The sequence below is a fragment of the Bacteroides sp. An322 genome (assembly GCF_002161765.1).
GTDB classification, from domain to species: Bacteria; Bacteroidota; Bacteroidia; order Bacteroidales; family Bacteroidaceae; genus Phocaeicola; species Phocaeicola merdavium.
This window is the reverse complement of record NZ_NFIN01000046.1, coordinates 1-12,836: the sequence shown is the minus strand read 5'-3', so window position 1 is coordinate 12,836 and position 12,836 is coordinate 1. Positions and strand designations below refer to the sequence as shown.

At 47.8% G+C, this 12,836-nt stretch carries 5 protein-coding genes, 2 rRNA genes and 2 pseudogenes; 1 reads left to right on the top strand and 8 read right to left on the bottom strand.

Going from position 1 to position 12,836, the window contains the following annotated elements; genetic code table 11:
- Positions 1–82 precede the first annotated feature (82 nt).
- From B5F91_RS14440 to B5F91_RS14430, 4 genes and pseudogenes are all read right to left on the bottom strand, one after another.
- The gene (locus tag B5F91_RS14440; protein WP_087429727.1) at positions 83–991 is read right to left on the bottom strand and encodes a hypothetical protein; all 909 of its coding nucleotides are present in this window, start codon (positions 989–991) and stop codon (positions 83–85) included.
- Positions 992–1,609: 618 nt separating this feature from the next.
- Positions 1,610–2,644 (bottom strand): annotated as a pseudogene (locus B5F91_RS15495) (hypothetical protein); the annotation flags it as partial.
- Between the two features lie 39 nt (positions 2,645–2,683).
- Positions 2,684–3,862: pseudogene (locus tag B5F91_RS14435) on the bottom strand (hypothetical protein); the annotation flags it as partial.
- Between the two features lie 188 nt (positions 3,863–4,050).
- A complete protein-coding gene (locus B5F91_RS14430) occupies positions 4,051–6,750 on the bottom strand; it encodes a TonB-dependent receptor (RefSeq protein ID WP_087429726.1) in 2,700 nt (899 codons plus the stop codon).
- A 281-nt stretch (positions 6,751–7,031) separates the two neighbouring features.
- On the opposite strand from B5F91_RS14430, the gene B5F91_RS14425 reads away from it, so the two are divergent.
- The gene (locus tag B5F91_RS14425) at positions 7,032–8,309 is read left to right on the top strand and encodes a DUF4143 domain-containing protein (RefSeq protein ID WP_087429725.1); all 1,278 of its coding nucleotides are present in this window, start codon (positions 7,032–7,034) and stop codon (positions 8,307–8,309) included.
- A 7-nt stretch (positions 8,310–8,316) separates the two neighbouring features.
- On the opposite strand, the gene B5F91_RS14420 is transcribed toward B5F91_RS14425, so the two are convergent.
- From B5F91_RS14420 to B5F91_RS14405, 4 genes are all read right to left on the bottom strand, one after another.
- Positions 8,317–9,495 (bottom strand): clostripain-related cysteine peptidase, encoded by a 1,179-nt coding sequence (locus B5F91_RS14420; RefSeq protein WP_239416453.1) that lies wholly within the window; start codon positions 9,493–9,495, stop codon positions 8,317–8,319.
- A 1-nt stretch (position 9,496) separates the two neighbouring features.
- Positions 9,497–12,088 (bottom strand): DNA mismatch repair protein MutS, encoded by a 2,592-nt coding sequence (gene mutS / locus B5F91_RS14415; RefSeq protein ID WP_087429728.1) that lies wholly within the window; start codon positions 12,086–12,088, stop codon positions 9,497–9,499.
- Between the two features lie 330 nt (positions 12,089–12,418).
- Positions 12,419–12,527, bottom strand: a 5S ribosomal RNA gene (rrf, locus tag B5F91_RS14410).
- Between the two features lie 117 nt (positions 12,528–12,644).
- Positions 12,645–12,836: ribosomal RNA gene (locus tag B5F91_RS14405) — 23S ribosomal RNA — on the bottom strand; the annotation flags it as partial.

Sequence of the window (12,836 nt, the reverse complement as noted above, 5' to 3'; positions counted from 1 at the left end):
CTGACCATCGATTATGAATTCCTTGCTGAAACCGCAGAAGCTATGGTACAGATTGCATTCATCCAAATCATGCTTAACAGATTTATCGAATGAAATCAAAACAGCTTCTCAATAGTTTCCAATAATAGAAAACAGCGGAATCCAACCGTGCAGTCTTCTCGTAATACTCTCCTATATAAGAATAGAATATTTCATATCCGGACCAAACACTATCGTTACTTTCAAAAAAGCCTGAACCGTTCCGGTATTCGTCTAATGCCTGTTTAGCTTTGTCAAGGCTGTCATGCTTCAAATAATAATCTGCCATAACGATTCGAGTAGCTGCTGCCCAATCTTCCCTGCCGTATTTCAAGTAATTACGATAAGCTTGTTGAATGAAATACACCACCGAATCTTCTTTGCTCAAAAGAAAATAAGCACCACTTATATAATCCTGACACTGAATATACATCAACGTGTCTTTCGCTAACAGGGCATAACGCATGGCTTGCTTCCATTGCTCCAATTCCATCTGCGGATAACACTGCCTGTCAAATAACAGAGCCATTTGTGCATAAATACGGCTCACTTGTGCATAGTCGCAATCGGTTTCCGTAGTATCGGCTTCGCCGATGGCATCACGATAGTATTGCAAAGCAAGCGGGCTGTTCCCTTGGTCGCGGTATATGCTCCCCATCAAGTAGTAGGCACGCATCCGCTCGTCCCGGTTGCCATGCGAAAGGTAATAATCGAGCACTTCGTCCATGCCGTCCATACTGTCTAAGGGAAGAAAAGCCTTGTTCATCGCTTCGGCTTGAAGCAGCCGGCAACGCATCCGGTTGCGGCGTGAATAAGAAGCGGCTTCCTTCTCCACCTGTTCAAGCAGAGACAAAGCCGAATCGGGATATGCCCGCATCAGCTGTTCGGCTTCTGCTAACACATCCTCGCCTTTGGGATTCACGCAAGCAGTAATCCCTATCAGCAATCCTATCCAATAAAGCAACCGTTTCATTCCGCTCTGTTTCGCTTACAGCTGCAAAGATACGAATTTTCTTATTATAGACGTATTTGAACATCTTACAAACGCAGAGACGCAAAGACGCAGAGATTTTTATTTTTTGAGAGGGCAAAGAGCGCAAGAGAGTGGCATCGGTTAGCTCCACATCCCGCACACAGTATAATCCGCTTCGGGCTGGCTACGTTTGCCTTTTCGGATAATCAACAATCAGTTTGCAGCTATCTCCCTTTTATGGTTTCCGTCCCAAAACCGTACGTTCTCCGAACCAAAACCGTATGTTTTTGGGACGGAAACCGTACGGTTTTGGTTCGGAGAACGTAAAATGCAGTTATCTGTTTGCAGAAAATCCTACTTTTATAAACACAAACTAATAAGTTAGAAAAACAATTTGCCCGGACCTGTATTCGATTGCAGGTCCGGGCAAATCCTTCTTCATTCTTATAGCCAAACAAAATTGATTTGCGAAAAATAGTTGATGTATTGTCATCCTGAACGCACGTGAAGGATCTCGTGTACATCCACGCAGACGCATTCGAGATTCTTCACATTCGTTCAGAATGACAACTATTTTTCGCAATTCATTTCTGATTGACTATAACTCTTCATTTTACATCAGAACTGGTATCCTGTCCATCCGAAGTCTGCGGCAGAAGCTCCGGTATTGCCTTCGGCTACGGTCACTTCTCCTTCGCCCTTCACTTCCTCACCTGTAAGGGTTGAAGTCAATCCGTTGGTTACAGAAATGCTTGTAGTAGCCTGTGCGTCACCTTTTCCATCGGTCAAGTCTACCAAATCATCTACAGCACCTGTACCGATGACCAGCGCATTCTTGATTGTAGCTTTCGCGCCCCGGCGAATCTTGATAGCGTCTACCATTTCGGCTGCTTCCGACAAATTCTCGATAGTCATGTTCTCGATAGTGAAATCGGATTGTGGCGTATGGTCGGCACCGTTTCCGTCCAAGTTACCGTCGGCTTCTACGCCACGCGGGTCTTCCTCGGTGCTGGTGAAGCTGGCTTCCCAACGTCCGTAGCAATTCTTCAACGTTCCGCAATAACCTTGGGTAAAGTCGAACATATCATCATCGCAATTTACGGCAAGCAGTCCGGTTACGTTTACCGAGCCTCCGAAGAACTCGATGGCATCATCGGCACCGTCCGCAATGTAGATGTTTTCAATCACTGTACCATTACCTACGGCATTCAGAGTCAACCCATTGTGCTCGATGTCCGCACTTGAACGTGCTCCGGTGTACAACAGTTTCACATATTTCAATACACCTGAATTGTCTGCATTATCATCGCCTCCATACGGCTGGTTATTGTCGATTTCGGTAGCGCCTTCGGTTACGGTTCCGGCTACACCCGAAATGCGTGCCTTACCGTTGATAATCAATCCACCCCAGTAACCCGGTCCGGCATTGGTTTCATCTTCTGCAGTAAAGGTGATAGGAGCTTCAGCCGTTCCTTCTGCCATAATCTTACCGCCACGCTCTACGAGCAAATAGTTGCCGAAACCTTCTTTTGCCTTGATAGTCATGCCGGCAGGGATAGTCAGGGTAGCCCCGTCTTTTACTACTACAGCACCGCTAATCGTATATTCGGTATTCGCATCCAGTGTCATATCCGAAGCGATGTCGCCCGAAAGCTCTGCTTTTTCAGGTTCCGGAGCTTCGGTTTCACCCGGGAAGTCATAGCCTGTCCATGCCAATGCGCTGGTATTTGCGCCGGTATTTCCAGCTTCGATTACAACGCCTTCGTATGTACCTTCCGCATTCAAATCACCGTCGGTCGTAGCGTTCGCCAACTGATTGCTTACGCTTATTTCGGTAGCTTCGCCTGCACCGCCTTTTCCGTCATTCAGGTCAATCAGGTTTTCAACGGCTCCTGTACCCATTACTAACGCATTGGTGATGTGTGCCGTAGCGCCACGGCGAACTTTAATTGCATCCTGCATAGACTGGCTTGCAGAGAAATTAGCGATAGTCATGTTTTCTACACGGAAGTCGGATTGCGGTGTATGGTCGGCACCGTTTCCGTCCAAGTTACCGTCGGCTTCGATGCCGCGCGGGTCTTCTTCGGTGCTGGTGAAACCGTCTTCCCAAATGCCGTAGCAGTTAGACAAAGTACCAGAATAACCTTGAGTAAAGTCGAACATATCGTCATCGCAGTTTACGGCAAGCAAGTTACTTACGTTTACCGAGCCTCCGAAGAATTCGATGGCATCGTCGGCACCTTCTACGATATATACATTGTTAATGGTTGTACCGTTGCCCACAGCGTTCAAGGTCAAACCGTTGTGCTCGATATCCGCACTTGAACGGGCACCGGTGTACCACAATTCGATGTACTCCAGTGTACCGCTATTGTCGGCAGCATCGCTTCCTCCGTAAGGCATGTTGTTATCTACTTCGGTTGCACCTGTAGCCGTAGTTCCGGCAGGACCTGAGATAGGAGCCTTACCGTTGATAATCAGTCCGCCCCAATAACCCGGTCCGGCATTGCTTTCGTCTTCAGCGGTGAAGATGATAGGAGCCTGAGCAGTACCACGTGCATTGATTTTACCGCCTTGAGCAACAATAATGTATTTATCAAAACCTTGTTTTGCCTTGATGGTTGTTCCGGCAGGGATTTCAAGTGTTGCGCCGTCGGGTACGGTCAATGTACCAGCCAAGATGTATTCCGTTTCAGCATCCAACGTCATGGTTCCCTCTACACTTCCAGACAACTCAACGACTTCGGTCGGTTCCGGTTCAGGTTCCGGATCGGGAGTGTTCTGAATATCTTCGTCATCACTACAAGAAGTAAGTGATACACTGCTTGCCAATGCGGCAAACAACATCGCATTTAAGAAAAACTTTTTCATTGTTCGATAATTTGGTTAAAATTATAGTTTGGTTTAATTGTTTTATGGAGTTAGAGGGAGTTAAAGGGAGTGACAGGGAGTTAGAAGCCAATAGTTCCGTTAGAGCTTGCATTAGTAAAAGTATTAACCTTTAACTCCTGCGAGCGAAGCGAAGCATAACTCCTTCTTACTCCTTTTAACTTCTTCTCTCAAAACGTACACGCCACTCCGAGGCTGAAATCGATTCCTCTGCGGTACTTGCTTAATACCACTTCTTCGTTCGTCGCATTTCCTTTACGGGTCAGCTGATGAACCGAATTCAATAAGTTCTGCGCCTTCAGGCTGACGGTGAAATGCTCGCCTATCTTAGCCGAAGATACAAAGTCGAGTGTCGGTATGCCGTTTTCCACAATGTCCTGATATCCCTGCGTACCGATGGTATATAAACGGTCGCTGAAATAATTGAACACCAAGGTATTGGTAAACGAATTACGTCCCTTCCGCACCAAGTAAGTCAGGTCGGCATTGGCAAGCCAAGGAGCAGCACCTTCCAGTTGCGAACCGGTCGGGTCTGTTGCCAAAGGCACTTTGGCACACGTATAAGTATAAGCGCCGTTCACACCGAAGCTCAGCTTATGCAAGCCTCCGTCTTGCATCGGACGAGAGAACAAGTCTTTCCGTACTTCGATTTCCGCACCAGCTACCGTAGCATGGTCGGCAATGTTCTCATACGAAAGGAATCCGCCGGCACTGGCAATCTCGATACGTGATATGGGGTTCTTGATGTATTTGTAGAATCCGGTCACCGAAATCAGTTCGCCGGGCGAAAGATACCAGTCCCACTTCAAGTCTACGTTATAGTTGTCCGAAGGCTGCAAGTCGGGATTACCTTGGCTATTGAACGTTACGTTTACATAGCGGAACGGAGATATTTCCTTTGCCTGAGGCAATGTATAAGTCTTGCTTGCAGCGAAGCGGAGCGAATGCTTGTCATTGAAATTATAACGCAAGTTCAGGCTGGGCAATATGTAATCCTTGTTGATAGATTGCTGCCCTTTCGTTCCGCCGCGGTTCACATTGTAATCCACGTCCATATTCACCTTGTCATATTTCACACCGAGATTGGCGATGAAGCCTTCGGTAAACTGGTAAGTGGCTTCCGCGTATGCCGAATGAATCTTCTTGTCAACGGTATATTCGTCCACGTTTCTATCGAGGATAAAGTAGTTGTTATCCAGATTCGTTTGCGTATAATAGTTGTCAAACCGCACATCGTTGATGTCGAACACTTCCTGACGCACTACCGACATGTCGTATTCGGTAGCCGTAAAGTTATCGTCTACGATTCGCCCCGCATAACCCAATTGGATATTGGATTCCCCGGCGAAATTATCCGGGAGCTTGTAAGTAAAGCCCGCACGGACATTCAAATCGTCTTCATTCAGTTCCGAGAAATAACGCTGCTGGATGCCCGTCCCCTTCATCGGCACATAGCCCCGGTCGGTCTTTACCAAGTTGTTGATGCGCCGGTCGGGCTCCAAACCTTTGATGATATTATAAGCCGCGCCTGCATTGAAGTCGAGCTTATCTGTCAGTGCCCATTTCGTATCGAGCTGGTTGACGAAGAGCAGGTTGTCGTTGGTCTGCTGGCGGCGCATGAAACCTTCGTATGTATCCGAAGACTGATAATCGGCATCCATACCCAAATAGTCGCCCACCGATTCGCGCGAAGCATGCAACATAATGAAATTGTATGTCAGCTCATGCTTCTGGTTATGCAGATAGTTCAGGTTTGCCATAACGACTTGCGAAGTCTCTACATTCGACTTCTTGCCTAACATGTCCTGCGAAAGCTCGCCCGTGGTAATCGAATTGCGCACCTCTTCTTCGTAATACGAATAATCGCGGTTGTGGCTGCCAATCAGATAGAACGAAAGCGGATTGTCGTTGATGTCGAACTTCTTTCCGCCCGAAATGCTGTAGCTTTGGTTCACCAGCCCGCTCTTCTTCGAAGGGTCCAAACGGTTCTGGAAGTTATATGCATCCAAGTTATCGCCCGGCTGCTTGCTATCGGCAAACCCGAAAGCGTTCACTCCGTCCAGTTTCAAAAAATCAGCGGAAAGGCTCTGCGTATTGAATCCGCCCGACACACCGGCATTGATTTCACCATAACCCACCAGTTCTTTCGAAGAAATATTGATGTTCGCGCCTGCCACATCGGCATACGTGTTTCCATAAAAAGCCTTGTTGACATCCACCGACTGGATAATGTCGGTAGAGAAAATATCGAGCGCGATGTTCTTGTATTCCGGGTCTTCCGAAGGAATCGGATAACGGTTCAGCGTAGTCAGATTATACCGGTCGCCCAGCCCGCGCACGAATACATTCTTCACACCGTCCTGCTTCGAGATGCCCGAAATCTTCGTAACCGCCCCTTCGGCATCTCCCACACCCTTGCGGGACAGCTCCTGAGCGCCTACCGACTGAATAGCCACCACCGATTTCTTTTGCTCCAATAAAGTAACGTTTTCCGATTCGCGGTTCGCCTTCGCCACCACTACCACGTCTGATAACACCTGCGCGTCAGGCTCCAGTTCGAAGTCGAGCGTAGTCACTTGGTTGTTTTCCACTTTCACCTGACGCTTCACCGTCGTTTTGTAGCCTACATACTTAATCTCAATGTCATAGATGCCGTCTTCCACCCCCGTCAGCTGGAAATTCCCGTCTATATCCGTCACTGCACCGATATTGCTCCCCACAATCCGGATAGTAGCTCCGATAAGAGGCTCCTTCGAGTTCTGGTCCTTGATGCACCCCTTTACGTTCACATTCACCTCAACCGCTAAAACATTGGCTGCAAACATCGATAAGAGAACAGCCGAAGTCATCCATTTTCTAACTCTTTTCATTACCTTATTTACTAAACTTTTTCCGTTTGCAAAGAAAAAGCTTCCCCTTTACAGGCATAAGACAATCGGATAACTTTCCGTTTACAAGTCTGTTGCGATAAGGTTACAAGGCGGAAGAACCTCTTATTATCATCAATATATTTGCGTTTCTTATCGTAGGTGTATTTACATAAATTCAGCCAACTTGCGGAATGAAAATGCGCCAACTTGCGGATTAAAATCCAGCCAACTTGCGGAATTCAAATTTCTTATGTAACTTTGTACCACAAAATCAACTCTTTATGAAAGATTACAAACCACGCATAGCAGATAAAATACTGACCCGGAAACTAAAAGGTTTTGGAGCAGTACTGATACAAGGTCCTAAATGGTGTGGAAAGACTACCACAGCCGAACAACAAGCCCAAAGCGTCATTTATATGGATGATCCGGAAGCTATGGAACAGAACTTGGAACTTGCCAGCCTGTCACCTAAAAAATTATTATTAGGAGCAAACCCAAGACTGATAGACGAATGGCAACTTGCTCCACAATTATGGGATGCCATCCGTTTCGACACCGATCACCGTGAAGGCACAGGGCATTTCATTTTGACTGGTTCCGCCGTTCCCGCAGATACAAGCAAGATACACCATACCGGCACAGGACGATTCAGTTGGCTGACTATGCGCACAATGAGTTTGTTTGAATCTGGAGATTCAACTGGAGAAATCAGCCTGAAAGAATTATTCGAGAAACCCGGCATGGATATTTTTGCCAATAATACACTTACAATTGACAATATCGCATGGCTGATATGCCGTGGCGGCTGGCCACGGGCAACAATAACAGATAAAGAAGTAGCGTTAGACCAAGCATACGGATATTACGAAGCGGTGGTAAATTCCGATATATCCCGTGTAGACGGTGTAAACCGTGATTCCGAACGGGCAAAACGCATTCTCCGTTCTTTAGCCCGTAACCAATGCGCCCAAGTCAATATAAGCACCATTTGTGAAGATATAGAAATCAATGACGAAATTGCAGCTAACCGTGAGACAGTATCGGCTTATATCGAAGCACTCAAAAAAATATTCGTATTGGAAGACTCTTTAGCCTGGAATCCGAATCTGAGAAGCAAAACTGCTATACGGACATCCGACACCCGCTACTTCTCAGACCCATCCATAGGCATTGCCGCTCTAGGTATCGGACCAGATGACCTCATAAATGACCTCAATACGATGGGACTGTTTTTCGAATCAATGTGCATACGCGACTTACGTGTCTATGCAGATGCCATAAACGGCACCATTTACCATTATCGGGATAAATCCGGACTGGAATGTGATGCTGTCATCCATCTAAGAAACGGGCAGTATGGACTTGTTGAGATAAAACTTGGAGGAGATAAGAATATCGAAAGCGGTGCCAAGACATTAAAGATATTGGCTGAAAAAATAGATTCCGACAAAATGAAAGCACCCTCTTTTCTAATGGTGCTAACCGGAACTGCCAAATATGCCATGCGGAGAGAAGACGGAGTATATGTCGTACCTATCGGATGCTTACGGGATTAACTATCAATCAATGCGTATCCTGATACCACTCTGTATCTATCCAATCGGCAGCTTGGGAGCTTATGCTGGGGGCGGAAGTGGTGATGCCGGAGAAAGTCCAAATGGACTTAATGCCACCAGCAGCCGAGAAGTAACGTCCCGTATGTGCTTTATAAGGAACGGTACATTCCAACTGAGCTTGGAATTGATTGAATAAAGCCGGGTCTCCACACAGATGTGCCACGTAGTCACCGTAATCATAGAAGATGGTCGGTGTGTATCCGTCCATCGGTTGCAGGTCGCGGCGTTGCGATTCGTCAAATACGTACTGCCCGTTTATTTCTCTCATCAACGAGGCTAACGCATCCAGTTCGGAACAATCGGTAATGCCGAACGTAGCGTATGGGGATTGGTAAGTGGAATAAAACTCATAAAACTCCCGGCAGATAGATTCATAATCCGGTTCGCCTAAAAGGTATCGCCCTATTTCACCGTAGGGCATACCGAATGCCATAATCTCCGTAGGGCAAGCTATCAGGTATTCGGCTACATGGCGCAAGGCGTATGCTACTTCGATAGACGACATATAGCAATCGTCGAACAAGATGTATTCCATCGGCATGCCAGCTTGTTCCAAACTCTCTTTTAACGTACTGATATCGGTCTGATAGGCACTCGAAGTCCCGCCGAAATAACGGGTAGGCAACGTATGTTCATATTCCCAATGCGGCTTAAACATATCCACCGAACGGCTCCGGAGGCTATGCACCGGAAGCCACCCCATGCCGTGACATCCGATAGTCATCGCATAACTTTGTGCAGGGGCAAAGCTCTTTACGTCATTCAATATGGAAGTCAGCCCTTCGATAGTAGTAAATGCAGGAGAAGTGTATTCTTTCAACGTAACCTGCTGGCAATTTCCATCCGTACAGGTGATTTCGAACATCGTAGCTTCGGAAGAACTGGTGGAAAGAAACACCACTACCCGTTCGTCATCCAAACCTACTTCACGAATGGCATCTTCCATATCCGAGATATTCGTATAGAAATACGAAGTCAACGCATAGCTATCACCCGACCAAGGCATATACATAAACAAAGTCCTTTCGCAAGGAGACACATCGGGAGCGTCTTCTTTATGGCATGAGGCAAAAAGCAATATCATCATGCCTAACAAGCATAAACGAACGGCAAATAATCCTTTCATATCACTTTCCTGTAACTATCCGTTTAATATCATTCAACTTATTCAGAGCTTCAATCGGCGTCAGATTATTCACATCGAGATGCAGGATTTCATCCCGTATCTGACATAAGACCGGGTCATCGAGCTGGAAGAAACTGAGCTGCACACCGTCCTGGCTCTTCGAAGCCGCCTGCACTTTGGGCTTCGAGGCAATGCCGTCCTGACGGTTCTCTTGCTCTAAGCGGTGCAATATCTCGTCGGCACGGCGGACGATGCTTTGGGGCATACCCGCCATTTTTGCCACATGGATACCAAACGAGTGCTCGCTTCCCCCACGCTCTAACTTGCGAAGGAATATCACTTTATTGTTGACTTCCTTCACCGTCACGTTGTAGTTCTTGATGCGCGGGAAGAGTTCTTCCATGTCGTTCAGCTCGTGATAGTGCGTGGCAAAAAGCGTGCGGGCACGGGCTTTTTTGTTCTCATGGATATGCTCCACGATAGCCCACGCGATAGAAATGCCGTCATACGTAGACGTGCCGCGCCCTAATTCATCGAAGAGCACCAAGCTCCGCGGCGAAAGGTTGTTCAGGATATTGGCGGCTTCGTTCATCTCGACCATGAAAGTCGATTCGCCCACCGAAATGTTGTCGCTCGCTCCCACACGGGTGAAAATCTTATCCACTAATCCGATGTGCGCGCTCTCGGCAGGGACAAAACAACCTATCTGAGCCAAGAGCGTGATAAGAGCCGTCTGGCGGAGCAGGGCGGACTTACCTGCCATGTTGGGACCGGTGATGATGATAACCTGTTGCGTTTCGGTATCGAGGTAGACATCGTTGGCAATGTATTTCTCGCCCACGGGCAATTGCTTCTCGATGACCGGATGCCGGCCTTGCTTGATGTCGAGCACATCATCATCGGCTATCACCGGACGGATATACTTGTTCTCCCGCGCCACATCGGCAAAGGAAAGCAAGCAATCCAAGCGTGCAATTTGCGTAGCATTTATCTGAATAGCCGGAATGAACTCGGCAAGGTCTGCCACCAATTCATTGTAGAGCTTCGTCTCTAAGATTAAAATCTTGTCTTCCGCCCCTAATATCTTTTCTTCGTATTCCTTCAGTTCTTGCGTGATATACCGCTCGGCGTTCACCAACGTCTGCTTGCGTATCCATTCGGGCGGCACTTTGTCTTTATGCGTATTGCGCACTTCGATGTAATAGCCGAACACGTTGTTATAGGCAATCTTCAGGCTGGGAATGCCCGTCTGCTCGATTTCGCGTTGCTGGATTTGAAGCAGATAGTCCTTGCCCGAATAGGAGATGCGGCGCAACTCGTCCAGTTCGGCATTCACCCCATCGGCTATCACCCCTCCTTTGTTCACCAACAGAGGAGGGTCGTTGACTATCTCTTTCGCTATCTTGTCCCGAATCGAGACACACAGATTCAGTTGCTCCCCGATGCGCCGGAGGCTTTCGTTATCGGCATTCAGACAAGCGTTCTTGATAGGTTCAATGGCTTGAAGAGCCACCTTCAGCTGCACCACCTCACGGGGCGAGATACGTCCCACCGCGGCTTTCGACACGATGCGTTCCAAATCGCCTATCAGATGCAGCTTCTCCTCAATGAAATCCTTGAAGTCGGGCTCGCGGAAGAAATACTCCACCACGTCCAGCCGGGTGTTAATCGGTTTCACTTCCTTCAGGGGAAACACCATCCAGCGTTTCAGCAAGCGGGCACCCATCGGGCTAATGGTATGGTCGATGACATCTAACAGGCTTGTGCCTCCCTCGTTCATGCTGCCTATCAATTCCAGGCTATGCACCGTAAACTTATCCAGCCTTACATAACGTTCCTCTTCGATGCGGACCAACGAAGTGATGTGCCCGATTTGATAATGTTGGGTCATGTCGAGGTATTGCAGGATAGCCCCCGCCGCGATGATGCCGTTCTTCAGGTGCTCTACGCCGAAGCCCTTCAGGTTCTTGGTCTCAAAATGCTTCAAGAGCTTTTCGCGTGCCGAAGCCTCGGTAAACACCCAGTCATCCAGTTCGAAGGTAAAGAACTTGTTTCCGAAGTTCCCTTCGAACATCGGTTTCTTGCCCCGCTCGAAAAGCACTTCCTTCGGAGCGAAATTATTCAAAAGCTTATCAATGTAATCAAAAGGCCCCTCGGCGGTCAGAAACTCGCCGGTGGATATATCGAGGAAAGCGATGCCGCATGCGGTTTTCCCGAAATGGATAGCGGCAAGGAAATTGTTCTCTTTATACGACAACACATTATCGCTGATAGCCACGCCCGGCGTCACCAGCTCGGTAATGCCCCGCTTCACTAATTTCTTCGTGGTCTTCGGGTCTTCCAACTGGTCGCAGATAGCCACACGCCTTCCGGCACGGATAAGTTTGGGCAAGTACGTGTCGAGCGCATGATGCGGGAATCCAGCCATTTCCACCGTCTTCCCCTGCCCGTTGGCACGCTTGGTCAAAGTGATTCCCAGTATTTGCGAAGCGGTCACGGCATCCTCGGAATAAGTCTCGTAGAAGTCACCGCACCGGAAGAGCATCAAAGCATCGGGATGCTTCGCCTTCAGGTCGAAATACTGTTTCATCATGGGGGTTAATACCACGTCGTTATCTTTAGCCACTGTGTTGTCCTTTCTTTAAATAAATGTGTCGTTCGCACCTGCAAAGATACATCATTTTATGGAGCAGTCGAAAATTAGTGGAGATTAATTTTTATTATCTCATAATAATTCCGACCTTCCAACCTTTGCTTTATGAAAAAGAATCAATTGGAAGTGCTTGCGCATATTGTGCTGCCTTCAGAAATAGTGGATCATTTTGAGATAACAAGTGATACGTTGACGAAGTCAGGAAAAAATAACTTTCCCATAACAAAAAAAGTCCCCGGCATCCGACTGGATACCGGGGACCCCCACTTAAAACGGCGGCTGCCTACTCTCCCACTTGCGCAGTACCATCGGCGATGCGAAGCTTAACTTCTCTGTTCGGAATGGGAAGAGGTGGAACCTTCGCGCTATAGCCACCTGAATATCTTCATTCACAACATGCGGCTCAAACTGAAGCCGGACGCCATGAACTGACATGGACAAGGACAAGCGAAAGAAAAAAAAGCACGGCCAAACCAACGCATATGCCTATGCATGCGCCATGAAAGTTTCGGGCAATTAGTAATGCTCGGCTGTGGTGTCTCCACCTATACACCTGCATCCTATCAACGTCATAGTCTCTGACGGCCCTCCAGGAAATCTAATCTTGCGGCCGGCTTCGCGCTTAGATGCTTTCAGCGCTTATCCGATCCAGACGCGGATACCCGGCAATGCACCTGGCGGCACAACC

What these genes read in the sequence shown, in the direction of transcription:
- B5F91_RS14425 (WP_087429725.1), top strand. Translation starts at nt 7,032, where the DNA reads ATGAAAGATTACAAACCACGCATAGCAGATAAAATACTGACCCGGAAA.
- B5F91_RS14430 (WP_087429726.1), bottom strand. Translation starts at nt 6,750, where the DNA reads ATGAAAAGAGTTAGAAAATGGATGACTTCGGCTGTTCTCTTATCGATG.
- B5F91_RS14440 (WP_087429727.1), bottom strand. Translation starts at nt 991, where the DNA reads ATGAAACGGTTGCTTTATTGGATAGGATTGCTGATAGGGATTACTGCT.
- mutS (WP_087429728.1), bottom strand. Translation starts at nt 12,088, where the DNA reads ATGATGAAACAGTATTTCGACCTGAAGGCGAAGCATCCCGATGCTTTG.
- B5F91_RS14420 (WP_239416453.1), bottom strand. Translation starts at nt 9,495, where the DNA reads ATGAAAGGATTATTTGCCGTTCGTTTATGCTTGTTAGGCATGATGATA.